Raw genomic sequence first — 24,086 nt, 5'->3', positions numbered from 1 at the left:
CGGGGGCGGCTAACCCGGCATCCATGCCGGGTTGCCCACTGCGCAGAACCTGCGCTCGGCCTCTCGAGGGGGCGCTCAGATCAAAAGCTGAAGGCGAGCTAACGCTCGGCCTGATGAGTGGTGGAAAGCAAAAGCGTATGGGATTCCCTGTAGGAGCCGGCTTGCCGGCGAAAAACGTCTAGGCGACGCGTTCAATCAGACAGCACGCGTTATCGTTGACGTCCATCGCCAGCAAGCTGGCTCCTACAATTTTGAATCGTGTGAACCCAATCCCCTGTAGGAGCCGGCTTGCTGCGGGCGGCGTTCCGACGATAGCGGTGGATCAGTCAACGTATGCATTGGCTGGACAGATGCTATCGCCAGCAAGCCGGCTCCTACAGGGGAACGTGTGCAACTGGGTAATCAGGTTGGCTGATACTGGATCTGATACCAACAAAAACGGCACCTTCCGGTGCCGCTCGCCTTTCTCAGTGCCGCCGTTTACTTACGCGCATCTGCCCACGACTTCAGCAGTTCGTTGTAGCTCACGGTTTCACCCTTAGGCTTTTCGTTCGCCAGTTTCGGTTTTGGTGCCCCCGGCTGATCGAACCAGTATTGCGCATCGCGCTCGGGGTTCATTTTCGGGGCGCAGGTGGCTTGGGCCTTTGAGCGTTCCAGACGGGACATGATCGCGTCCTGATCCTTGGCCAGGCCGTCGAGCGCCTGTTGCGGGGTTTTGTCGCCGCTGGCGGCTTCGGCGATGTGGCTCCACCACAACTGCGCGAGGCGAGGGTAATCAGGCACATTGGTCCCGGTTGGCGTCCATTGCACACGGGCCGGGCTGCGGTAGAACTCGACCAGACCACCGAGTTTCGGTGCCAGGTCGGTCATCGCTTGCGAGTTGATGTCCGACTCGCGAATCGGTGTCAGGCCGACGATGGTTTTCTTCAGCGACACGGTTTTCGACGTCACGAACTGTGCATAGAGCCAGGCAGCCAGTTTCTGTTTCTCAGGCGTGGACTTCATGAACGTCCAGGAACCCACGTCCTGATACCCCAGCTTCATGCCCTCTTCCCAATACGGACCGCGCGGCGAAGGCGCCATGCGCCATTTCGGTGTGCCGTCGGCGTTCACCACGGGCAGACCCGGTTTGGTCATGTCGGCGGTGAAAGCGGTGTACCAGAAGATTTGTTGGGCGATGTTGCCCTGGGATGGCACCGGGCCGGACTCGGAGAAGGTCATGCCCGCCGCTTCCGGTGGTGCGTAGGCCTTGAGCCAGTCGACGTATTTGGTGGTGGCGAATACCGCCGCCGGGCCGTTGGTGTCGCCACCGCGAGTCACGCTGGAACCGACCGGGTGGCAGTCCTCGACGCGGATGCCCCACTCGTCCACCGGCAAACCGTTAGGCAAGCCCTTGTCGCCACCACCCGCCATGGAGAACCAGGCATCGGTGAAGCGCCAGCCCAGGGACGGGTCTTTCTTGCCGTAGTCCATGTGACCGTAGACCCGCTTGCCGTCGATTTCCTTGACGTCTTCGCTGAAGAATTTGGCGATGTCTTCATAGGCCGACCAGTTCACCGGAACGCCCAACTCGTAACCGTACTTTTCCTTGAACTTGGCTTTTAGGTCCGCACGCTCGAACCAGTCGGCGCGGAACCAATAAAGGTTGGCGAACTGTTGGTCGGGCAGTTGATAGAGCTTGCCGTCGGGCGCGGTGGTGAAGGAAAGGCCGATGAAATCCTTGAGGTCCAGGGTCGGCGAAGTGAAGTTTTTACCTTCATTGGCCATCAGGTCGGTGATCGATTCAGTCTTGCCGTAACGGAAGTGCGTACCGATCAGGTCCGAGTCGTTGACCCAGCCGTCATAGATGCTCTTGTCCGACTGCATCACGGTCTGCAGCTTTTCCACCACGTCGCCTTCCTGCAGCAAATCGTGGGTCACCTTGATCCCGGTGATCTCGGTAAAAGCCTTGGCCAACACCTTGGACTCATATTCGTGAGTGGTCAGGGTTTCCGAGACGACCTTGATGTCCATCCCGCGAAACGGCTCGGCGGCCTTGATGAACCACTTCAGTTCCGCGAGCTGCTGATCCGCCGACAGGGTGGACGGTTTGAACTCGCTGCCGATCCATTTTTTCGCGGCTTCTTCGTAGGCATCGGCCCAGGCCGAAGCGCTCAAACCGCTGAGTGCCAGCATGGCTGCCAATGAAATGCTATGTCGCAGCTTATTGTTTTTGTCGAACATAGAGACCTCCTTTTAGGGTTTCGGAGCAACATTGCCGAGCGATTCGACTAGCCCCAACGCATCACAGCCAACAGCCACACCAGGGACAACGCGAACGCTACCCAGATGCTCCAGTCGGTGACGCCGATTACCAGCAAATGCAGGTAGGCGCTGCCGAGAAGACCGATAAACAACCGATCGCCACGGGTGGTGGCAATCGGCAAAAAACCACGCCGAAGAACGCTCGGCGAGCGTAGTTCCCACGTCGTCATGCCCACCAGAATCAGGCCAATGACGGTGAAGAACGCCGCTGTGGGGACAGTCCAACTCATCCATTCCATCATCAGTTCCTCATACTCGGCCGAGGGCAAAGCCCTTGGCCACGTGGTTACGGACAAACCAGATCACCAGCATGCCCGGCAGGATGGTCAACACCCCCGCCGCCGCCAGCACGCCCCAGTCGATGCCGGACGCCGAAACGGTTCGGGTCATCACCGCCGCGATCGGCTTGGCGTTGACCGAGGTCAGCGTCCGCGCCAGCAACAATTCGACCCAGGAAAACATGAAGCAGAAGAACGCCGTCACGCCGATCCCCGAGCCAATCAGCGGCACAAAAATCTTCACGAAGAACTTGGGAAAACTGTAGCCATCAATGTAGGCGGTTTCGTCGATTTCCTTCGGAACGCCGGACATGAAGCCCTCGAGAATCCACACCGCCAACGGCACGTTGAACAGGCAATGCGCCAACGCCACGGCGATGTGGGTGTCGAACAGGCCGATCGACGAATACAGCTGGAAGAACGGCAACAGGAATACCGCCGGTGGTGCCATGCGGTTGGTCAGCAGCCAGAAGAACAGGTGCTTGTCGCCGAGAAAGCGATAACGCGAGAACGCATACGCCGCCGGCAACGCCACGCTCAACGAAATCAGCGTGTTCAGGCTCACGTAATACAGCGAGTTGAGGTAACCGGTGTACCAGGCCGGATCGGTGAAGATCACCTTGTAGTTGGCAAAGGTGAAATCCTGCGGAAACAGCGTCAGGCCGCTGAGGATTTCGGTGTTGCTCTTGAAGGACATGTTCAGCAGCCAGTAGATCGGCACCAGCAGGAACAGGATGTAGATCAGCAGTGGAATCAGCTTTCTCTTGCTCATGGTGGGCCTCAGCGGTTGGCGTCAGAGTGAGTCATGGCGGTGTAGAACAGCCAGGACACCAACAGGATGATCAGGAAGTACACCAGCGAGAACGCCGCCGCCGGGCCGAGGTCGAATTGGCCGATGGCCATTTGCGTCAGGGTCTGGCTGAGGAAGGTCGTGGCATTGCCCGGCCCGCCGCCCGTGAGCACGAACGGCTCGGTGTAGATCATGAAACTGTCCATGAACCGCAGCATCACGGCGATCAACAGCACGCTCTTGAGCTTGGGCAACTGGATGTGTCGGAACACCGCCCAGGCGGATGCGCGATCAATCCGCGCGGCCTGGTAGTACACGTCCGGAATCGCCCGCAACCCGGAGAAACACAACAGCGCCACCAGCGACGTCCAGTGCCAGACGTCCATCACCAGCACCGTGACCCAGGCGTCCATGGTGTTGGCCGCATAGTTATAGTTGATGCCCATCGCATTGAGGCTCGAACCGAGCAAGCCGATGTCGGCCCGGCCGAAGATCTGCCAGATGGTGCCGACCACGTTCCATGGAATCAGCAGCGGAATCGCCAGGATGATCAGCACCAGGGAAGACCAGCGGCCCTTGGTTGGCATGGTCAGGGCGATGGCGATGCCCAGCGGGATTTCGATCAGCAGCACGCAGCCAGAGTAGATGAACTGGCGCAGCAGCGAGTCGTGTAGCCGTGGGTCGAGCAGCACCTGTTTGTACCAGTCGGCGCCGACGAAGTAGCGGCTGGACTGGTCGAAGATGTCCTGCACCGAATAGTTGACCACGGTCATCATCGGGATCACCGCACTGAACGCCACCAGCAAAAACACCGGCAGCACCAGCCACCAGGCCTTGTTGTTCTGCACCTTGTTCATGGCAGCACCTCCAGCAGGTAATCGTCGGCATAGACCATCAACCATTGCGCCGGAAAGCTGATGTACGCCGTGCCCTCCGGCACCGGTTTGTCTTCCGCCAACCGCACTTTCAACGGCACGCCGTCGAGGTTCAGGGTCATGATCTTGTAGGTGCCAAGGTCTTCGACGTGTACGACCTTTGCCTGCATCGCGTCGTCAAACGGTTCGTCCCACACGTGTACGAACTCAGGTCGGATGCCAACCTTCAGGGTTTTCCATTCGGACCCGGCGATGCGTTGCAGTTGCGCCTCGGACAACGGCAAATGCGTCGAGGCAAAACCGACACCGCCCGGTTGCGGCTGCACGTCGATCAGGTTCATCCCCGGGCTGCCGATGAAATAACCGACAAAGGTATGGCTCGGCCGTTCGAACAATTCCCGTGGCGTGCCGAACTGCACGATCTGCCCGCCGTACATCACCGCGATCTTGTCGGCGAAGGTCGAGGCTTCAAGTTGATCGTGGGTGACGTAGACCATGGTGATGTTGAACTGCTCATGGATCTGTTTGAGCTTGCGCCGCAGCTTCCACTTCAAGTGCGGGTCGATCACCGTCAGCGGTTCATCGAAGAGGATGGCGGAGACGTCATCGCGCACCAGCCCACGGCCCATCGAGACTTTCTGTTTTTCGTCAGCGGTGAGGTTGCGCGCCTTCTTGCTCAGCAACGCCTGGAGGTCGAGGACCTCGGCAATTTCCTGCACCTTGCTGTGAATTTTCGCTTCGGCCATGCCCTGATTGCGCAGCGGAAAGGCCAGGTTATCGAACACCGTCATGGTGTCGTAGACCACCGGAAACTGGAAAACCTGAGCGATGTTGCGCTTCTCCGGGGTCAGGTCGTTGACCGCTTTGCCGTCGAACAGGACATGGCCCTGGGACGGGCTGAGCAACCCGGAAATGATGTTGAGCAAGGTCGATTTGCCGCAGCCCGACGGGCCGAGCAAGGCATAGGCGCCGCCCTGCTCCCAGATGTGATCCATCTCGCGGATCGCGTAATCCTCGGGGCCGCTCGGCGTGCGCGTGTAACTGTGGGCGAGGTTCTGCAAACGGATTTCGGCCATCAGGCAACCCTCGATATACGGCGACCGGGCGCCTGGACTAGCCGCCCCTGCGCATCGAACACAAACAGTTTATGGGTCGGGATGTAGATGCGGATCGGCGCATCGACGTCGTATTCGTGAACACCGGGCAAATGCAGCACCAGCAGGAAATGCTCGTTGCGCACGTGGAGGAAGGTTTCCGAGCCGCTGATCTCGGCGACCTCGACGGTCACTGCCAGTTCGAGGTCATCGTCGTTGCTCGGCACCAGCGAGATGTGGCTCGGACGCACACCGAAGCGGAACTCGCCCTCGCCCACCGGGCGCAAATCGACGTTCAACGGGAAGTGCACGAAATTGGCGAAGCTGACTTCGTTGCCGGCGATGCGCCCGGGCATCAGGTTGATCGGCGGTTCGGAGAACAGCTCGGCGGCCAGCACCGATTGCGGCTGGTGATAGACCTCGGAGGACTTGCCGCTCTGAATCACCCGGCCTTCGTGAAGAATGGTCGTGGTGCCACCGAGCGCCAGCGCTTCGTTGGGCTCGGTGGTGGCGTAGATGGCGATGGTGTGCCGCGCCTTGAACAGCTCGCGCATTTCCTGGCGCAGTTCTTCGCGCAACTTGTAGTCGAGGTTGACCAGCGGCTCGTCGAACAGGATCAGTTCGGCGTCCTTGACCAGCGCCCGGGCCATCGCGGTGCGCTGTTGCTGACCGCCGGAGAGCTCGAGCGGATAGCGCTGGAGAAACTTCTCGATGCGCAGCATCTTCGCGGTTTCCAGCACCTTGCTCTGGATCAGCTCGTTGGACACGCCGGCCTGACGCAGCGGCGAGGCGATGTTCTCGAACACCGTCATGGTCGGGTAGTTGATGAACTGCTGATAGACCATCGACACGTTGCGCAAGCGCACCGGGCGTTGGGTGACGTCGACGCCGTTCATCAGGATGCGGCCGCTGTCGGGCTTGTCCAGGCCCGCCATCAGGCGCATGAGACTGGTTTTGCCGGACAGCGTGCGGCCCAGCAAAACGTTGAAGGATCCAGGTTCGAAACTCAGGTACGCATCGTCGATCCAGGTCTGGCCCTCGACGGTGCGGCTGACGTGCTCCAGAGTGAGTGACATGGCTCGGCCTTTTTATTATTGGAGTCAAGCGACCGGAGCAGTAGAGCGAGTTTCATGCCAGAAATTGCAAGTGGTTGATCTGGTTTGGAAATCCGTGAAACAGCGGTGAAACCGCTTTCGTTGCTGAACAGAAATGAACAACGTCGGCTGAACAATTGAACAATCGAACCGTTGACAATGAACAATAGTGAACAACACTCTACGGACTGTTCACGGTCCCTGTAGGAGCCAGGCTTGCCGGCGAAGGCGATTTCAAAGACGCCTTCGCCGGCAAGCCTGGCTCCTACAGGGCGCAGGCACAGAATTGCAGTACCTGTGGGAGCGAGCCTGCTCGCGATTACGGTGGGTCAGTCAATTTGATTTCGACTGACCCACCGTAATCGCGAGCAGGCTCGCTCCCACAGGGGGAATACCTATAACAACAATAAAAGCGTTATTCAGAGGCTGACTGTAATGGCCGCACCTGCCCCCGTTTTGTCCCACGACGCCATCATCCAGGACTCCTGGTCCCGTTGCCGCGCGTTCGGGCTCGATCATCAGAGTGCCCCGGCATTCGACCAGCTACCGGCAGCGGACATCGCGCAGTTGCTGGAAAGCCAGCATTCATTGGTGCAGACCACCCATCAAGAAGTCCTGCCCTACTACGAAAACATCCTCAGCAACTCCAATTGCCTGATCATGCTCGCCGACAATCAGGGCCAGGTCCTGACCTCCTGGGGCACCCAGCGTTTCATCGAGCCGAGCCTGACCCGCGGCTTCAGCGCCGGCGCCAGCTGGATGGAGCGTTGCAGCGGCACCAATGCCATCGGCACCGCCCTGGCCTGTGAGCAGGCGGTGCACATCGAGCACGATGAACATTTCCTCAAGGCCAACCGCTTCATGACAGGTTCCGCCGCGCCGATTTTCGATGCCGAACGCAAGGTCATCGCGGTGCTGGACGTGTCCAGCGACAGTTACCTGCCGCCGTCCCACACCCTCGGCATGGTCAAGATGATGAGCCAGACCGTGGAGAACCGGCTGATCCTCAACCTGTTCCACGGCCAGCACTTTCAACTGACGTTCAACACCGGGTTGAACAATCTCGACAGCCAATGGGCCGGTCTGTTGATTTTCGATGAGACCGGCCAGGTGCTCTCAGCCAATCGCCGCGCCGACAATCTGCTGGGCATCAGCCTGTCGCGGGTCAGTGTCGAAAGCCTGTTCAAGGTCTCGTTGCTGGAACTGCTGAATCAGCCGGACGGCCTGCCCTTCTCCCTCCAGGCGTCCGGGCGCAACCGCTTCCAGTGCCTGTTGAAGCGGCCGAAGCAGGCGCCGATCCAGGCAAGAATGTTCGCCGAGCCCGCCGTGGCGGCACCCGCACCCGCCGCCATCAGCCTCAATACCCTGCATTTCGGCGACAGCCGAGTGGAAAAAGCCGTGCGCCAGGCCGAGCGCCTGCTGGAGAAAGACATTCCGCTGCTGATCCACGGCGAAACCGGGGTCGGCAAGGAAGTGTTCGTCAAGGCGCTGCATCAGGCCAGTTCTCGCAGCAAACAACCATTCATTGCCGTCAACTGTGCAGCGATCCCCGCCGAACTGGTGGAGTCCGAGCTGTTTGGCTACGAGAAAGGCGCGTTTACGGGTGCCAATCAGAAAGGCAGCATCGGGCTGATTCGCAAGGCCGACAAAGGCACGCTGTTTCTCGATGAAATCGGTGACATGCCATTGCCGACTCAAGCCCGGCTATTAAGGGTTTTGCAGGAGCGCTGCGTGCAGCCGGTGGGCAGCAGCGAGCTGTTCCCGGTGGATATCCGCATTATCTCGGCGACTAACCGTTCGTTGCGCGAGCAGGTTCAGTTGGGACGGTTTCGCGAAGACCTGTATTACCGGATCGGCGGCTTGACCCTGGAATTGCCGCCGCTCAGGGAACGCAGCGACAAGCAGGCGCTGTTCAAACGCTTGTGGGAACAACACCGTGAACCGTCGCAGTGGGCCGGGTTGAGCCGTGAGGTGCTGGAGTTGTTCGGCCGTCATCCGTGGCCGGGGAATTTAAGGCAGGTCAGCAGCGTGATGCAGGTGGCGCTGGCCATGGCGGAAGAGCAACCGGTGCGGCCGGAGCATTTGCCGGATGATTTTTTTGTCGATCTGGAGATGGAACCGGTGGAGGTGGATGAGCCGTTGGCGGTTGATTTGAATGATGTGGAGGATTTGAATCGGCAGTTGCAGGCGGCTGGGGGGAATATTTCCCATCTGGCGCGGCGGCTGGGGGTTAGTCGCAATACCCTCTATAAAAGGTTGCGTCAATCAGACAGCTGACCGCTGCGCGGTCAATCGCCGGCAAGCCGGCTCCTACAGGGGTCGAGTCGTTCGCGAATGTTGTGTACGACTCGCCCCCTGTAGGAGCCAGCTTGCTGGCGATGACGTCAGCCGCAACTCCACATCCCTGATGCCCATACGAAAAACAAAAACCCGCACAAGGCGGGTTTTGTTTGTAACGAACGCAGCAATCAGTCAGCCAGACGCCAGGTCGTACCGCCCTTGCCATCTTCCAGCACCACACCCATCGCGGTCAGTTGATCGCGAATACGGTCGGATTCCGCCCAGTCCTTACCGGCACGAGCCGCCAGACGCGCAGCAATCAGCGCATCAACCTCAGCCGCATCAACCCGCCCTTCGGCACCGGCCTGCAGGAAGTCATCGGCCTCAAGCTGCAACACACCCAGCACGCTCGCCAGCTCTTTCAGACGCGCCGCCAGACCGGCCGCCGCATCCAGATCGCTCTCACGCAGACGGTTGATCTCGCGAACCATCTCGAACAGCACCGCGCAGGCTTCCGGCGTGCCGAAGTCGTCGTTCATCACCTGAGTGAAGCGCTCGACGAACGCTTCGCCGCCAGCAGGCGCGACAGTCGGCAGGCCTTTCAACGCATGGTAGAAACGCTCGAGTGCGCCTTTGGCGTCCTTGAGGTTGTCTTCCGAATAGTTGATCGCGCTGCGGTAGTGGCTCGACACCAGCAGGTAACGCACGACTTCCGGATGGTACTTTTCCAGCACGTCGCGAATGGTGAAGAAGTTGTTCAAGGACTTGGACATCTTCTCGCCATTGATGCGAATCATGCCGCAATGCATCCACGCGTTGGCGTAGGTCTTGCCGGTGGCCGCTTCGCTCTGGGCGATTTCGTTTTCATGGTGCGGGAACTCAAGGTCGCTGCCGCCGCCATGAATGTCGAAGGTCTCGCCCAGGCAGCAGGTCGACATCACCGAGCATTCGATGTGCCAGCCCGGACGACCGTCGCCCCACGGCGATGGCCAGCTCGGTTCACCCGGCTTGGCGCCTTTCCACAGCACGAAGTCCAGCGGGTCCTGCTTGGACTCGTCGACTTCGATCCGCGCGCCGATGCGCAGGTCTTCGATCTTCTTGCGCGACAGCTTGCCGTAGCCCATGAACTTGGCGACGCGGTAGTACACGTCGCCATTGCCCGGTGCGTAGGCGTAACCCTTGTCGATCAGGGTCTGGATCATGGTCTGCATGCCAGCGATGTGATCGGTGGCCCGCGGTTCCATGTCCGGCTTGAGGATGTTGAGGCGCGCCTCGTCCTCGTGCATCGCGGTGATCATGCGCTCGGTCAGCACGTCGAACGGCTCACCGTTCTCCTTGGCCCGATTGATGATCTTGTCTTCAATGTCGGTGATATTGCGCACATACGTCAGGTTATAACCGCTGAACCGCAACCAGCGGGTCACCAGGTCAAACGCGACCATGCTGCGGCCGTGGCCAATGTGGCAGTAGTCGTACACGGTCATCCCGCAGACGTACATGCGCACATTGTTGCCATCCAGCGGTTTGAATACTTCTTTGCTCTTGGTGAGCGTGTTGTAGATCGAAAGCACGTTAGAGGTTCCTTGAATCACTGGCCCCACGAATCACGCAAGGTCACGGTACGGTTGAATACCGGAGCACCTGGTTTCGAGTCCTTGATATCCGCGCAGAAGTAACCTTCGCGCTCGAACTGGAAACGGTCTTCCGGCTGTGCATTGCCCAGGGAGGGTTCAGCACGACAACCAGTGAGTACTTGCAGCGAATCAGGGTTGATGTTGTCCAGGAAACTGGCGCTGTCTTCGGCCTTTTCAGGGTTCGGCGAGCGGAACAGGCGATCGTACAGACGCACTTCGCACTCGACGCTGGCCGCGGCCGGCACCCAGTGAATCACGCCTTTGACCTTGCGGCCTTCAGGGTTCTTGCCCAATGTTTCCGGATCGTACGAGCAACGCAGTTCGACGATGTTGCCATCGGCGTCCTTGATTGCTTCGTCGGCACGGATCACATAGCTGCCGCGCAGACGCACTTCGCCGTTCGGTTCCAGGCGCTTGTAGCCTTTTGGCGGCTCTTCCATGAAGTCATCGCGGTCGATGTAGATTTCACGGGCGAACGGCAGCTTGCGCACGCCGAGTTCTTCTTTCTGCGGGTGACGAGGCAGTTCGAGGTGGTCGACCTTGTCTTCCGGGTAATTGGTGATCACGACCTTCAGCGGACGTAGGACGCACATGGCGCGCGGGGCGTTCGCGTCGAGGTCCTGACGGATGCTGAACTCAAGCATGCCGAAGTCAACCACGCCGTCGGAACGGTTGGTGCCGATCATGTCGCAGAAATTGCGGATCGACGCCGGGGTGTAGCCACGACGGCGGAAGCCGGACAGCGTGGACATGCGCGGATCGTCCCAGCCATTGACGTGCTTCTCATCGACCAACTGCTTGAGCTTGCGCTTGCTGGTGATGGTGTAGTTCAGGTTCAGGCGGCTGAACTCGTACTGGCGCGGGTTCGCCGGCACCGGCAGGTTCTCGAGGAACCACTCGTACAGCGGACGGTGGCTTTCGAACTCCAGGGTGCAGATCGAGTGGGTGATGCCTTCGATGGCGTCCGACTGACCGTGGGTGAAGTCGTAGTTCGGGTAGATGCACCACTTGTCACCGGTCTGGTGGTGATGCGCATGACGGATGCGATACATGATCGGATCGCGCAGGTTCATGTTCGGCGAAGCCATGTCGATCTTGGCCCGCAGCACACGTGCGCCGTCCGGGAACTCGCCGGCGCGCATGCGGGCGAACCAGTCGAGGTTTTCTTCGACGCTGCGATCACGGAACGGGCTGTTGCGGCCCGGCTCGGTCAGAGTGCCACGGTATTCCTTGGCTTGTTCAGGGCTCAGGTCGTCAACATAGGCCTTGCCGGCCTTGATCAGTTCAACGGCCCAGTCGTGCAACTGGTCGAAATACTGCGAGGCATAGCGCACTTCGCCAGACCATTCGAAACCCAGCCATTTGACGTCGCTTTCGATGGCGTCGATGTATTCCTGGTCTTCCTTGGCCGGGTTGGTGTCGTCGAAACGCAGGTGGGTGACGCCGCCAAACTCCTGGGCCAGACCGAAGTTCACACAGATCGACTTGGCGTGACCGATGTGCAGGTAGCCGTTGGGCTCAGGCGGGAAACGGGTGACGATCTGCGTGTGCTTACCCGAGTCCAGGTCCGCCTGGATGATCGGGCGCAGGAAATTGACCGGCACGGCAGGGCCGGTCTTGGAATTCGAGGTAGGGTCGACAGTGGGCTTGCTCATAGGATCCTTGAACGTACAAGTGCGCGGCCGGAACACGGGCCTGATAAAACAAAGCCGCTATCATAGCCGAAGCCGTCAAGTCGCTGACAGTACAGGCCCGAAAACGGCTGCATTTAATCGGATGCAAATGAAAAACAGCCTCGAAATTGGCGTCTGTCGCGCTAAACTGCGCACCTTGGCCGACATCGGCCGGACCGGTTGAGGGCTCGACAGCCCTGAAACCCACGAATTCCCAGAAAGAGTACCGATCATGACCCAAGTCAAACTGACCACCAACCACGGCGACATCGTCCTGGAACTGAACGCTGAGAAAGCCCCGATCACCGTGGCCAACTTCATCGAGTACGTTAAAGCCGGTCACTACGAAAACACTGTTTTCCACCGCGTCATCGGTAACTTCATGATCCAGGGCGGCGGTTTCGAGCCAGGCATGAAAGAAAAGAAAGACAAGCGCCCAAGCATCCAGAACGAAGCCGACAACGGTCTTTCCAACGACAAATACACCGTCGCCATGGCCCGCACCATGGAGCCGCATTCGGCTTCCGCCCAGTTCTTCATCAACGTCGCTGACAACAGCTTCCTGAACCACAGCGGCAAGAACGTTCAGGGCTGGGGCTACGCAGTGTTCGGCAAAGTGACCGCCGGTACCGACGTTGTCGACAAGATCAAAGGCGTGTCCACCACCTCCAAGGCCGGCCACCAGGACGTACCAGCAGACGACGTGATCATCGAGAAAGCCGAGATCATTGAGTGATATTGCTGATTTCAGACTTGCATCTGGAAGAGGAGCGCCCGGACATCACCCGGGCGTTTCTGGATTTGCTCGCCGGACGCGCCCGCTCGGCGAGTGCGTTGTACATCCTCGGCGACTTTTTCGAAGCGTGGATTGGCGACGATGCCATGACGCCCTTCCAGCGTTCCATCTGCCAGGCCCTGCGCGACCTCAGCGACAGCGGCACGGCGATTTTTCTGATGCATGGCAATCGTGACTTCATGCTCGGCCAGGCCTTTTGCAAACAGGCCGGTTGTACGCTGTTGAAGGACCCGAGTGTCGTGCAGTTCAACGGCGAGCCGGTGCTCTTGATGCACGGCGACAGCCTCTGCACCCGCGACGAGGCTTACATGAAGCTGCGTCGTTACCTGCGCAACCCGATCACCCTGTTCATCCTGCGCCACTTGCCGTTGCGCACCCGCCATAAACTGGCGCGCAAACTGCGCAGCGAAAGCCGTGCGCAGACGCGGATGAAGGCCAATGACATTGTCGATGTCACGCCGGACGAAGTGCCACGGGTGATGCAGGCCTATGGCGTGAAAACCCTGATCCACGGGCACACCCATCGCCCGGCCATCCACAAGTTGCAGATTGGTGAGCAAGCGGCCAAGCGCATTGTGCTGGGGGATTGGGATCGCCAAGGCTGGGCGTTGCAGGTGGATGAGAGCGGGTTTGCGTTGGCGCCGTTTGATTTCACCCCGCCGCCACAACTCGCAGCCCCCACGAGCTAACGCCAAACACTGGAACCTTGTAGGAGCGAGGCTTGCCCGCGAAGGCATCGTGTCAGTCAACATCAATGCTGAATGATCCGACGCTTTCGCGGGCAAGCCTCGCTCCTACAGGGATTCGCTCAATGGCCGGAGGCCGCGGGCCCGGCCTTTGCCGCGAACGGCGGTTTCGCCAGCCACACCAGCACGATCAACCCCATGAACGCCCACCCCAGCAACGTAAAGTAATCCACGGTGGAGAGCATGTACGCCTGGCTGGTCAGCACATGATCGAGCTGTGCATACGCCGGGTTGTTCGCACCGCCCAGCGCATTCAGGGCCTCGCGGGTCGCCGGTTCGTAGGTGCTGATGCTCTCGCTCATGTACGCGTGATGCTGATCCGCCCGGCGAATCCAGATCCACGTGGTCAACGACGCTGCAAAACTGCCGCCCAGTGTCCGCAGGAACGTCGCGAGGCCCGCGCCATCGGCGATCTGGCTCGGTGGCAGGTCCGACATCAAAATGCTCAAGGTCGGCATGAAGAACAGCGCCACGCCAATGCCCATGAACAACTGCACCAGGGCGATGTGCTGGAAGTCCACTTCGTTGGTGAACCCGGCGCGCATGAAGCAGCTGAGGCCAATCGCCAGGAACGCCAGGCCTGCCAGTAGCCGCAGGTCGAACTTGTGCGCGTACTTGCCGACAAACGGCGAGAGGATCACCGGCAGAATCCCGATTGGCGCAACCGCCAGCCCGGCCCACGTTGCCGTGTAGCCCATCTGCGTTTGCAGCCATTGCGGCAGGATCAGGTTGATGCCGAAGAACCCGGCGTAACCCAGCACCAGCACAATCGTGCCGATGCGGAAGTTGCGATACGCGAACAAGCGCAGGTTGACCACCGGGTGTTTGTCGGTCATTTCCCAGATCACGAACACCGCCAGCGCAATCGCGGAAATGGCCGCGCCGATGAGGATGAAATTCGATTCAAACCAGTCGAGGTCGTTGCCCTTGTCGAGGATCACCTGCAACGCGCCGACACCGATGATCAACGTGATCAGACCGACGTAATCCATTGGCTGATAACTGGTCACCACCGGCCGCGCCTTGAGCTGCGAACGCACCACCATCACCGCGAAAACCCCGATTGGCACGTTGATGAAGAAGATCCACGGCCAGCTATAACTGTCGGTAATCCAGCCGCCCAGAATCGGCCCGGCAATCGGCGCCACCACCGTGACCATCGCCAGCAACGCCAGAGCCATGCCGCGCCTGGCGGGGGGATAGACCGCGATCAGCAGCGTCTGGGTCATCGGGTACAACGGCCCGGCGACCAGACCTTGCAACACCCGAAAGCCAATCAGCTCTGGCATCGAGGTGGAAATACCGCAGAGAAACGAAGCCAGCACAAACAGGATCGTCGCCCACAGAAACAGTTTCACTTCGCCAAAGCGCCGACTGAGCCAGCCAGTCAGCGGCAGCGCAATCGCATTGCTCACCGCAAACGAGGTGATCACCCAGGTGCCCTGCTCCGAACTCACCCCCAGGTTGCCGGAAATCGTCGGCAGCGCCACGTTGGCGATGGTGGTGTCGAGCACTTGCATGAAAGTCGCCAGCGACAGGCCGATGGTGCTGAGCAGCAGGCTGGGCGGGGTGAAAGACGCGTTATTGCTCATCGCGAATCCTTTGAAACCTGATGGGCGCTGCGCCCCTTACAGACGCAGCAGGACCCTTGTAGGAGCCTGCGGCAGCTCCCACAGGGTCGGTGTCATGGCGAATCAGCGTTGCGCGGTTTTGCTGACCGCTGCGCTGTTGTCGTGGATCAACTGCGTGATCATCGCGTCGGCCTCGGCCAACTGACGGTCGTAGACGCTGGTGCTGAACGACGCCTTTTGCGGCGGCTGTTGCGCCAGCACCGGGCCGCTCTGGTCGCGCAGGTTCACATCGACCTGAGTCGACAGGCCCACGCGCAACGGGTGCTTGGCCAGTTCTTCGGCGTTGATGTGAATCCGCACCGGCACACGTTGCACGATCTTGATCCAGTTGCCGGTGGCGTTCTGCGCCGGCAGCAGGGCAAACGCGCTGCCGGTGCCAGCGCCGAGGCTGTCGATGGTGCCGCTGAATTTCACGTCGCTGCCGTACAGGTCAGCCTGGATATCCACCGGTTGGCCAATGCGCATGTCGCGCAGTTGGGTTTCCTTGAAGTTGGCGTCGATCCACAACTGATCCAGTGGAATGACGGCCATCAGCGCGGTGCCCGGCTGAACCCGTTGACCGAGTTGTACCGAGCGCTTGGCGACGTAACCGGTCACCGGTGCAATCAGAGTGCTGCGGGAATGGTTCAGGTACGCCTGGCGAAGTTGCGCGGCGGCCGACATCACGTCCGGGTGCGACGACACCACCGTGTCATCCACCAGGGCGCTGGTGGTTTTCAGTTGCTGTTTGGCGTTGGCCAGGGCGTTTTGCGCCGAGGTCAGGTCATCGCGAGCGTGGGACAGTTCTTCCTGGGAAATCGCCCCGCCCGCCGCGAGATTTTTCCGGCGATTGAAGTTGTCCTGGGCCTTCTGCACTTCCGCCTGCTGGGCGTTGACCTGGGCTTTCATGCCGTCGACGTTGCTGTACAAGCCGCGCACCTGACGCACGGTGCGAGCGAGGTTGGCCTGGGCACTTTGCAGACCGACTTCGGCGTCGTTCGGGTCGAAATTCACCAGCACCTGGCCTTCATGAACCAGGTCACCGTCATCAGCGCCGATGCTCACGACGGTGCCGGTGACCAGCGGCGTGATTTCCACCACGTTGCCGTTCACATAGGCGTCGTCGGTGCTTTCATTCCAGCGCCCGAAGAATTCGTGATAACCCCAGACGCCGACACCGGCGAGGACCACCACGATGGCCAGGACCACCAGCATGACTTTGCGTTTGCGCGGGTTGCTGGTGTCCTGCGGGTTGCCGGAGGTTTGTGTGTTTTGTGCAGTGGCCATGACCATTACCTTGAATTAGTTGTGCTGCGTGGCTGGGGTTGCGTTGGCCGCGGTCAGGGTTTCGCCCTGAAAACCGCCGCCCAGCGCCTGCATCAGTTGGATCGACAGGTCGATCTGCTCGGCATTCAGGTTGGCCAGCTGACGCTGGGCCTGGAGCAATTGCTGCTCGATGCTGAGCACGTCCAGGTAGTTACCGATGCCGGAACCGTACCGCTGGACCACGGTGTTGTAAGAATCCTGGGCAATGTCGGTGGCGTGCTGCTGAGCGCCGATCTGCCGGCCGATGTCACGCAACTGGTTGATGGTGTCGCTGACATCACCGAGGGCTTTCACCAGGCTTTTGTTGTACTGCGCAACGGCGAGGTCGTAATCGGCGTCGCGGGCATCGAGGTCGGCGCGCAGGCGGCCGCCGTCGAAAATCGGCAGGGAAATGGTCGGTGCGATGTTGAAGAATCGACTTGCGGACCCGAACATCGCGTCACCCAGCAACGATTCGGCACCGGCCGCCGCGCTGAGGTTCAGGTTGGGATAGAACCGGGTCTTGCCGGCGTCGATGTTCTTGCTCGCAGCCTCGACCCGCCAGCGCGCGGCCACCAGATCGGGACGACGACCGAGCAACTCGGCAGGCAGGACCGACGGCAAAGCCACGGCGCTGGCCTGAAGAATCTTCGGCCGGGCGATTTCATTGCCGCGATCCGGGCCTTTGCCGAGCAAGACCGCCAAGGCGATTTTCGCGCTTTGCAGGCGTTTCTCGGCGTCGATCAGGCTGGCTTCAGACGTGGCTTCCAGGCTTTCGGTTTGCTGGAACTGGTACTGGCTGTCGATCCCGGAACTCAGGCGACGCTGGCTCAGGTCGAGCATTTGCCGGGTGCGCTTGAGGTCTTCGTTGGCGAGGTCATAAACGATGTGCGCCTGCCCCAGATCGCTGTAGGCGCGGGCGACGTCGGCAGACAACGTCAGCTGCGCGGCCTGTTGATCGACTTCGGCAGCCCGGGCTTGGCCCAACGCAGCTTCCCAGGCGTCGCGCTGACCGCCCCAGAGGTCGAAGTTGTAATTGAAACTGGCGCCGATGTTGCGCACGGTGGAGTAGGCATCGCCCTCGCCCCTCGGGTCTTGATCCCGGGCCAGACGCGAACGGCTGACGCCGGCGCTGGCATCGAGGGTCGGCATCCGCGCAGCGTCGGCGGCATACGCGGCGGCGCTGGCCTGATGGGCGCGGGCGTCGGCGATCTGCATGTCGGGGCTGTCGTGCAGGGCTTCGCGAATCAGGCCGTCGAGCTGCGGGTCGCCGAGGCTTTTCCACCAGTCGCTTTTCGGCCAGGCCGCAGGCGACAGGGTCACGCCGCTGAGTGATTGCCCGGCCTTGAGGTCTTTCGCATCGAGGCTTTTGCCTTCGGTGGTCAGGCCGCTGTAGCTGGCGCAACCGGCCAGGGTCATGGCCGCGAGCACCAGGCTCAGGCCGGCGCGCAAGGTTTTGCTGCTCATTTGTCACCTACCCGCAGCAGCGTGATCGAGTCACCGGCTGCCACCAAAATTTTCTTCAGGATCTGTTCCAGGGTTTTCAGCTCATCCGGAGTGATCGCACCGGCCAGTTCGTTCATCGCGTCGGCGCCGATCACCGGCAAGCGGTCAGCCAACTGCTGGCCTTGCTCAGTCAACACAAGCTGCACCTGACGGCGGTCCGCTTCGGAGCGTTGGCGGGCGAGGAAACCTTTCTGTTCCAGACGATCGAGCATGCGGGTCATCGAACCGCTGTCGAGTGACAGGTGCCGGCACAGCTCGGCCGGGGTATCGACGCCGTATTGGGCGATGATGATCAGCACTTTGAACTGCGCGGCGGTGATGCCGTGGGGCTCCATGTGCGTGTCGATGATCCGGTCCTTGAGCAGCGCGGCGCGCCCGAGCAGGAGACCGAGATGGCAGTTCTTGAATTCGTCCGGGGTGAAATGTTTCATCTGACCACCAATTAGCTGCCTAGGCAGAGAATGTATGTCGAGATGTTACTGCCTAGGCAGCCAATGTCAACGTAATAGTTAGGTTGCTTTGTATTTGATGGATAAATGGTGCGGATTTTTGTGGTGAACACACTGACGCCATCGCGAGCAGGCTCGCTCCCACATTGGTTCTGCGGTGTACACAAATCCACTGTGGGAGCGAGCCTGCTCGCGATGGCAGCAACTCGGTTTCGGAAAGGACGGGACCTAGAAATCCCGCTTGTAAAAGATATCCAGCGAACTGGCCACGCCACCCGCCGCTTCGAGGTACACCTTCTTGCTCAGCTTGTAGCGCAGGGCAATGGTGTTGGCCGGTTCAAACACGCCAACGCCATATCGCAGGCTGAGCTTCTCGGAGATATTGCCGCTGGCGACCACACTCGTCGTATTGCCGCTGCCCTCGGTATCGAGCTGGAAATCCTGAATCCCCAGATCGCTGGCCAGTTTGCCGGTCACCCCGGAACTACCCATCAGCCCCAACCCCAGCGCAGCCTGCGCCAGCATGTTGTTGTCTTCACCGGTGGTGCTCAGCGGACGCCCGAGCACCAGATAGGACAAGGCCTGTTCCTGGCTCATCGCCGGTTCGGAGAAGATCTGCGTGGTCGGCTGCTCGGCGCTGCCGCTCAGGCGAATACCGGCGATGACGTCGTCGGTCTGGCGAATCGCCTCGATGTCCAGGTACGGCTGATCGATCGGGCCGGCAAACAGCAATCGTGCCCGGCGCACCGTCAGCCGCTGGCCGTAGGCCCGGTAACGCCCGTCGTTGAGCCACAGCTCGCCGCGGGTGTCCATATTGTCGCCGATGTGCACGTGCCCTTGCAGGTTGGCGGTCAGGCCAAACCCGGCGAAGCTGAGTTTGTCTTCGCCGACCGCCACGTCGATGTCCATTTTCATCGCCAGCGGCGGTTTGCCCTCTTCGGTCTGCGCGCCAATGATCACCGTGTCATCAGAAACCTTGACCGTCGATGGCGGCAACTCGCGCACGGTGATTTCGCCTTTCGGCACCAGCACTTTGCCAGCGATGGCCAGCTCGTCGCCCTTCATCGAAACCTTCAAGTCCGGCGCCACTTCGAGTTTGGCGTACGGTTCGACAGTGACCGGCAACTGCGTGCCTTTGAGCGCCAGGTCCACCACCAGCACCTGACCCCAGGCGATGCTGCCGGTCAAGCTTCCCTGCCCGCTCTTGCCGCTTTTCCAGCCACCGTTCAACTGCACGGTTTCGCCGGCGATCAGCGCTTGAAGCTGCAATGCTTCAAGGTCCATCGGCAATTCAGGACCGGAAATCTCGCCGTCGCTGAGCAACAGGTTACCGTTGACCAAAGGCGCCAGCAGCCCACCGGAAATCGTGCCGCTGCCATTCAGGCGTCCGGTGAGTTTCTCGACCATCGGCACAAACGGTCGCGCCACGGACAGGTCGAGGCCATTGAGGCGGAACGCGCCGGTCAGCGGTTTGTTCTTCGGCAATGGATTGATCTGCGCCTGCACACTCAATTCGCCGAGCTTGCCGCCAACGAAGTTGAGGTCGGTGTCGATGCGCTTGGGCGTGAGTTTGCTGGTGAGTTTCAGGGCCTGGTAGGGGAAGTCCAGCCACTGATCCTTTTCCTTGATGCGCAGGGTGCCGCCGCTGGCATCAAGGCTGATCTGGCCGTTCGGGCCGCTGGCCGGAAGGTCCAGTTGCAGATCGGCGTTGAGCCGGCCCTTCCAGGCGAAATCCTTCGGCAGCCATTGCGCAAGGCTTTCAATCGGGAATTGCTTGAGGTGATAACGCAACTTCGGTTCCGGCATCAGGCGCTGGTCTTCACCGCACAAACTGGCCGGGCCAGACATCCAGCAATGGGCACCGAAGTTGATTTTGCCGTCCGCCAGCCGTTCGAGTTTCGCCGGGTTTTGCAACTTCCAGTCCTGGCCACCGGCCTGAATATCACCGCTGGCCAAACGTCCGCGCCAGTTGCCTTTGTCCAGATTGCCGTCGAGGCCCAGGGCCAGTTTCAGTTGCGGGCCTTGCAGGTCGAGTGTCAGCTTCTGGTTTTTGATATCGCCCTGACCGCTGGCCGTCAGCGTGCCCAGCGACGTGTCGCCAGCCTGAATGCCCGAGCTCTTGAAATCGATTTTCGCCCGTTGCGCACTGTCGAGGGTCGCGTCGAGGTTCAGGCTTTGCAGTCGATTATCTTCGAACGCCAGTTGCGTGCCTTGCAGCCCGAGCTTGCCTTGCGGCGCCTTGAGCGTGCCGGCGACATCGACGCGGCCATTGAGCTGGCCGCGCAGTTGCGGCCACAGCTGCGCCAGGCGCGACAGTTTGATGTCGATCTGGCCGGCGAGTTTCTGTTGCAGGCTGCCTTTGCCGGTGATGCTGTTGTCACCGAGGCGGATTTGCAGCGCGCTGAGGTTCCATTGCTCGCCGCTACCATCGGCCTTGGCTTGCAGGATGGCCGGCTGGCCACGCAGTTTGCCCTTCAGATCAAGGTCCGCGTTCAGGCTGAGTTTTTCATTCTTCATCTCGCCTTTACTGCGCAACGGTCCGGCCAGGGTGCCCGGCAATTCCGCGACCCAGTACGCCGGGTTGATCGCCGAGAGGTCCAGCGCGGTGTCCCAGGCAATGCCATCGGCAAACTGCAGGTTCAGGTGGCCTTCGGCCTTGCCCTGCCCCGCTTCGAGCTGGATTTGTTGCAGGTAGATTTTCGTCAGGTCGCCGGCGAACGGGCTGCTCAGGCTGAACGCCCCGGCCGGACCATCCAGTGCAGCCTTGAAGTTGCCGAGGTATTTGCCGTCGGTGTAAGAGACTTCGCCGTTGAAGCTACGCAACGCCACTTCAGGTTCGTCGATCAGCGGATAGAGCCGGTGCCAGGGGAAATCCAGCCAGTCGATTTTCGCCGTGGCATTCAGGCCTTTGCTCCAGTCCAGAACACCCGTGAGTTTGAGACTTTGCTTGTCGTTGGCGGTCAGGTCCAGCGCGGCGATCTGCGCGCCGTTGGCGTCGACTTTGCCTTGCAGCATCAGTGCAACCGGGCCTTGCTCAGCGGGCAGCGTGGCGTTGCCGCGCAACTGGTAGCCGTTTTTCAGGTCGCCGTCGCCGGTCAGTTCAAGCTGATTGAGTTGCAGGGTGTCTGGCAAATCGGCGCTGGGCTTGAAGCCATCGGCGGTGATCCGCACCTTGGCCGGCAGGTTGTCCATCAGCGGCTGCAACTCGCCGGTCAGTTGGCCGTTCAGGTAACCGCTGCTGTCGGCGGTGAGCTTCAGGGTTTTCAGCAGGTCGCCGTTGATTTTCAGCGTCAGCGCCCAGGGCTCGGGCGCCGGCAGGGTCAGTTTGCCTTCAGCCTTGAGCGGCCAGTTGCCGTTGGGTTGCAGGAGGCCGGACAGATTCAGGCTGAGGTCGTCGCGTTGCAGTTGCACCGAGTCGATCTGCATCCCATGCTCGGTCCAGTGCGCCGCCAGTTGCAGGCCTTTAAGTTCTTCGCTGCCGTTGAACAGCAAGCTGCCGACCTGCACGTCGCCCAGCTCGATGGCCAGTGGCAATTTCAGGTCCGGCAAGGTGATCGGTCCGCTGCTCTGTTCTTCAGGGCCCGGTGGAAATTGCAGGCTGACCTGATCGGTTTTCAGTTGCTCGATGCACAGGGCCATGCGCGTCAGGCACAACGGCGACCAGGCGAAAATCACCTTGTTCAGCTCAACCCGGCTGGTGTCCTGCTGCCAGACCAGATGATCGGCGCTCCATTGACCGCCCAGACGGCCCTGGAAATTCTCGACCGTCAAACCCGGCACAAAGCCGAGCGCCCAGCGGCTGCCCGTCGCGGTGCCCAGCACCGTGGTCACGGCCAGCAGCACCAGCATCAACAGCGCCAGAATCGTCAGCAGCGTTACTTTCAAACCACGCTTCACAGCTCAGGCCCCATGGAAAAGTGCAGTCGTATGCCGCCGTCGTCGTCCATCGCGTGGGCCAGGTCGAGGCGAATCGGCCCCACCGGTGACACCCAGCGCACACCGATACCGACGCCGGTCTTGAGGTCGGGCAGTTCGAGTTTGTTGAAGGAATTGCCCTGGTCGACGAACGTTGCGACCCGCCATTTTTCGGCGATGGAATATTGATACTCGACGCTGCCGGCAATCATGTAGCGGCCACCGATGCGGTCGCCGTCGGAGTTTTCCGGGGACAGGCTCTGGTAGTCGTAACCGCGCACGCTCTGATCGCCACCGGCGAAGAAGCGCAGCGACGGCGGCACCGATTTGTAGCCATTGGTGGCACTGCCACCCACCTGCACCCGGCCGAGGAAACGGTGTTTATCAAAGACTGTGGTCAGGCCTTTGACCAGCGCGGTGCCGTAAAGCAGGTTGTTGTCGGAACCCAAGCCTTCCTTGGCCACTTTGGTTTCGAACTGCAGCCGATAGCCGTTGTGCGGGTCGATGCGGTTGTCGCTTTTCAGGTAGGAATAGCTGACGCCGGGCATCAGCAGATTGCTCAGCCCCGAGTCATCGCCGAGTCGATATTCTTCGCGCTGCCATTTCAGCGACACCACCCGCTGCCAGCCGCTGGGCAACTTGCTGTGCCATTCGGGGCCGAGGGTCAGCAGTTTGCTCAGGCTGTCCTTGTCGGCGATTTCTTCGCTCTGATAACCACCGGCGAAACGCAGTTTGTCGGTCAGCGGCGGGTCCAGCGGAATATCATAGAACAGCCCGACGTTTTGCCGTGGCGCCGAGACTTCGGTTTCCCAGCCATAGCTGTGGCCTTGAGGGTTGACCCAGTGCCGGGTCCAGTTGGCCTTGACCCGTGGGCCGACGTCTGTGGAATAGCCCAGGCCGAGACCCATGGTCCGTGGCTTGCGGGTATCGAGCTTGACGTCCACCGGGATCACATCGTTCTTGGACGCCGTCGGCGCGGCGTCGACGCGCACACCTTCGAAGTACCCGCTTGCCTGCAGATTCTGATTCAGTTCGGCGATCAGTTCGGAGTCATAGGGCTCACCCGCCTTGAACGGCACCATGCGTTGCAGCAGCTCTTCGTCGAACGGCGTATCGCCTTCGAAACTGACTTTACCCAAGGTGTAACGCGGGCCGCTTTCGTAGATCAGTTCGATGTCGGCAACGCCGGCTCGCGGGTCGACCGCCAGTTTCTGCCGGGTGAAATAACCGCTGAAGAAACCGTAACGCGAGGCCTGGTTCTGGATCAGCCGCTTGGCGTCTTCGTAGCGGCCATGATTGAGCACCGCGCCGGTTTTCAGCGCATTGCTTTTCGGCACACGAAAGGTTTTGAGGGAGGCCGCAGGGCCGTCGATGCGAATAGTGACATTGCGCAAATGCACAGGCTCGCCGGGATCGATGTTCATGACCAGGCGCGGTGTCTTGCCGCCCTTCACGTCCGTGTCGATCTGTGGCTGGTAATAACCCAAGGCCTGGGCGGCCTTGCGCGCCTGTTCTTCGGCGCCACGACTGAAGCGCAACAAGGCCTCCTCGTCACGATCGCCGAGGCTGCCGATATAGCCCTCTATATTGGCCTTCAGTTCATCGTTGGACGGTTTGATCCGCACATCCAATTCACTTTGCGCCAGCGCCGCGCAGCTGGTGATCAGCATCAGCACGCCACTGGTAATTCTTCCTGGAAACTTCATAGGCGCGGATGCTATCACGAGCGTGGGAGCG

At 60.5% G+C, this 24,086-nt stretch carries 17 protein-coding genes; 3 read left to right on the top strand and 14 right to left on the bottom strand.

Annotation, left to right across the window (positions count from 1 at the left end; translation table 11 throughout):
• Window positions 1-480 precede the first annotated feature (480 nt).
• Genes IB246_RS21720 through IB246_RS21695 form a run of 6 tightly spaced genes read right to left on the bottom strand, consistent with a single transcriptional unit; the run spans window position 481 to window position 6,417 of the window.
• A complete protein-coding gene (locus IB246_RS21720) occupies window positions 481-2,223 on the bottom strand; it encodes an extracellular solute-binding protein (RefSeq protein WP_008043892.1) in 1,743 nt (580 codons plus the stop codon).
• Between the two features lie 47 nt (window positions 2,224-2,270).
• A complete protein-coding gene (locus IB246_RS21715; RefSeq protein WP_032829048.1) occupies window positions 2,271-2,543 on the bottom strand; it encodes a DUF2160 domain-containing protein in 273 nt (90 codons plus the stop codon).
• Window positions 2,544-2,553: 10 nt separating this feature from the next.
• Complete coding sequence (locus IB246_RS21710) at window positions 2,554-3,354, bottom strand: carbohydrate ABC transporter permease (RefSeq protein WP_008032760.1); 801 nt, start codon at window positions 3,352-3,354, stop codon at window positions 2,554-2,556.
• Between the two features lie 8 nt (window positions 3,355-3,362).
• Window positions 3,363-4,229, bottom strand: a complete 867-nt coding sequence (locus IB246_RS21705) for a carbohydrate ABC transporter permease (protein ID WP_008032762.1) — start codon at window positions 4,227-4,229, stop codon at window positions 3,363-3,365.
• On the bottom strand, window positions 4,226-5,323 hold the full coding sequence (locus IB246_RS21700) for an ABC transporter ATP-binding protein (protein WP_008043895.1): 1,098 nt from the start codon (window positions 5,321-5,323) through the stop codon (window positions 4,226-4,228). The genes IB246_RS21705 and IB246_RS21700 overlap by 4 nt, the downstream gene beginning before the upstream one ends.
• Complete coding sequence (locus tag IB246_RS21695; protein WP_008043897.1) at window positions 5,323-6,417, bottom strand: ABC transporter ATP-binding protein; 1,095 nt, start codon at window positions 6,415-6,417, stop codon at window positions 5,323-5,325. The genes IB246_RS21700 and IB246_RS21695 overlap by 1 nt, the downstream gene beginning before the upstream one ends.
• Window positions 6,418-6,870: 453 nt before the next feature.
• Here IB246_RS21695 and IB246_RS21690 point away from each other — a divergent pair, with 453 nt between their 5' ends.
• The gene (locus tag IB246_RS21690) at window positions 6,871-8,712 is read left to right on the top strand and encodes a sigma-54-dependent Fis family transcriptional regulator (RefSeq protein WP_008045123.1); all 1,842 of its coding nucleotides are present in this window, start codon (window positions 6,871-6,873) and stop codon (window positions 8,710-8,712) included.
• A 191-nt stretch (window positions 8,713-8,903) separates the two neighbouring features.
• Here the strand turns inward: IB246_RS21690 and cysS are convergent, their stop codons facing one another.
• Window positions 8,904-10,286 carry a cysteine--tRNA ligase gene (gene cysS / locus IB246_RS21685; RefSeq protein ID WP_008032770.1) on the bottom strand — a complete coding sequence of 461 codons (1,383 nt, stop codon included), beginning with the start codon at window positions 10,284-10,286 and terminating at the stop codon, window positions 8,904-8,906.
• Between the two features lie 17 nt (window positions 10,287-10,303).
• A complete protein-coding gene (locus IB246_RS21680; protein WP_008032773.1) occupies window positions 10,304-12,004 on the bottom strand; it encodes a glutamine--tRNA ligase/YqeY domain fusion protein in 1,701 nt (566 codons plus the stop codon).
• A 250-nt stretch (window positions 12,005-12,254) separates the two neighbouring features.
• Here IB246_RS21680 and IB246_RS21675 point away from each other — a divergent pair, with 250 nt between their 5' ends.
• Window positions 12,255-12,758, top strand: a complete 504-nt coding sequence (locus IB246_RS21675) for a peptidylprolyl isomerase (RefSeq protein ID WP_008032775.1) — start codon at window positions 12,255-12,257, stop codon at window positions 12,756-12,758.
• Entirely contained in the window at window positions 12,755-13,507 is a 753-nt protein-coding gene (gene lpxH / locus IB246_RS21670) for a UDP-2,3-diacylglucosamine diphosphatase (protein ID WP_008045125.1), read from the top strand. Before IB246_RS21675 ends, lpxH begins: the two co-directional genes overlap by 4 nt.
• A 119-nt stretch (window positions 13,508-13,626) precedes the next feature.
• On the opposite strand, the gene IB246_RS21665 is transcribed toward lpxH, so the two are convergent.
• The 6 genes from IB246_RS21665 to IB246_RS21640 all read right to left on the bottom strand — a co-directional run bounded on the left by IB246_RS21665 (window position 13,627) and on the right by IB246_RS21640 (window position 24,055).
• Window positions 13,627-15,156: a DHA2 family efflux MFS transporter permease subunit gene (locus IB246_RS21665; RefSeq protein ID WP_008032779.1), complete on the bottom strand. Its 1,530-nt coding sequence runs from the start codon at window positions 15,154-15,156 to the stop codon at window positions 13,627-13,629.
• 102 nt (window positions 15,157-15,258) lie between these two features.
• Window positions 15,259-16,461 (bottom strand): efflux RND transporter periplasmic adaptor subunit, encoded by a 1,203-nt coding sequence (locus IB246_RS21660; protein WP_008045127.1) that lies wholly within the window; start codon window positions 16,459-16,461, stop codon window positions 15,259-15,261.
• Between the two features lie 15 nt (window positions 16,462-16,476).
• The gene (locus tag IB246_RS21655) at window positions 16,477-17,946 is read right to left on the bottom strand and encodes an efflux transporter outer membrane subunit (protein WP_008045129.1); all 1,470 of its coding nucleotides are present in this window, start codon (window positions 17,944-17,946) and stop codon (window positions 16,477-16,479) included.
• Window positions 17,943-18,416 carry a MarR family winged helix-turn-helix transcriptional regulator gene (locus IB246_RS21650; protein ID WP_008032787.1) on the bottom strand — a complete coding sequence of 158 codons (474 nt, stop codon included), beginning with the start codon at window positions 18,414-18,416 and terminating at the stop codon, window positions 17,943-17,945. The genes IB246_RS21655 and IB246_RS21650 overlap by 4 nt, the downstream gene beginning before the upstream one ends.
• 246 nt (window positions 18,417-18,662) lie before the next feature.
• Window positions 18,663-22,331: a translocation/assembly module TamB domain-containing protein gene (locus IB246_RS21645; RefSeq protein ID WP_008045131.1), complete on the bottom strand. Its 3,669-nt coding sequence runs from the start codon at window positions 22,329-22,331 to the stop codon at window positions 18,663-18,665.
• A complete protein-coding gene (locus IB246_RS21640) occupies window positions 22,328-24,055 on the bottom strand; it encodes an autotransporter assembly complex protein TamA (RefSeq protein WP_032832898.1) in 1,728 nt (575 codons plus the stop codon). Before IB246_RS21640 ends, IB246_RS21645 begins: the two co-directional genes overlap by 4 nt.
• Window positions 24,056-24,086 lie beyond the last annotated feature (31 nt).

It is taken from the genome of Pseudomonas sp. PDM01 (assembly GCF_014852325.1).
Taxonomy (GTDB): Bacteria; Pseudomonadota; Gammaproteobacteria; order Pseudomonadales; family Pseudomonadaceae; genus Aquipseudomonas; species Aquipseudomonas migulae.
This window is presented reverse-complemented; position numbering and strand designations above follow the sequence as displayed.

Excerpts from the sequence above, each read along its gene's own strand:
- IB246_RS21720 (WP_008043892.1), bottom strand. The coding sequence starts at position 2,223 with ATGTTCGACAAAAACAATAAGCTGCGACATAGCATTTCATTGGCAGCC.
- IB246_RS21715 (WP_032829048.1), bottom strand. The coding sequence starts at position 2,543 with ATGGAATGGATGAGTTGGACTGTCCCCACAGCGGCGTTCTTCACCGTC.
- IB246_RS21710 (WP_008032760.1), bottom strand. The coding sequence starts at position 3,354 with ATGAGCAAGAGAAAGCTGATTCCACTGCTGATCTACATCCTGTTCCTG.
- IB246_RS21705 (WP_008032762.1), bottom strand. The coding sequence starts at position 4,229 with ATGAACAAGGTGCAGAACAACAAGGCCTGGTGGCTGGTGCTGCCGGTG.
- IB246_RS21700 (WP_008043895.1), bottom strand. The coding sequence starts at position 5,323 with ATGGCCGAAATCCGTTTGCAGAACCTCGCCCACAGTTACACGCGCACG.
- IB246_RS21695 (WP_008043897.1), bottom strand. The coding sequence starts at position 6,417 with ATGTCACTCACTCTGGAGCACGTCAGCCGCACCGTCGAGGGCCAGACC.
- IB246_RS21690 (WP_008045123.1), top strand. The coding sequence starts at position 6,871 with ATGGCCGCACCTGCCCCCGTTTTGTCCCACGACGCCATCATCCAGGAC.
- IB246_RS21680 (WP_008032773.1), bottom strand. The coding sequence starts at position 12,004 with ATGAGCAAGCCCACTGTCGACCCTACCTCGAATTCCAAGACCGGCCCT.
- IB246_RS21675 (WP_008032775.1), top strand. The coding sequence starts at position 12,255 with ATGACCCAAGTCAAACTGACCACCAACCACGGCGACATCGTCCTGGAA.
- IB246_RS21665 (WP_008032779.1), bottom strand. The coding sequence starts at position 15,156 with ATGAGCAATAACGCGTCTTTCACCCCGCCCAGCCTGCTGCTCAGCACC.
- IB246_RS21660 (WP_008045127.1), bottom strand. The coding sequence starts at position 16,461 with ATGGCCACTGCACAAAACACACAAACCTCCGGCAACCCGCAGGACACC.
- IB246_RS21655 (WP_008045129.1), bottom strand. The coding sequence starts at position 17,946 with ATGAGCAGCAAAACCTTGCGCGCCGGCCTGAGCCTGGTGCTCGCGGCC.
- IB246_RS21650 (WP_008032787.1), bottom strand. The coding sequence starts at position 18,416 with ATGAAACATTTCACCCCGGACGAATTCAAGAACTGCCATCTCGGTCTC.
- IB246_RS21640 (WP_032832898.1), bottom strand. The coding sequence starts at position 24,055 with ATGAAGTTTCCAGGAAGAATTACCAGTGGCGTGCTGATGCTGATCACC.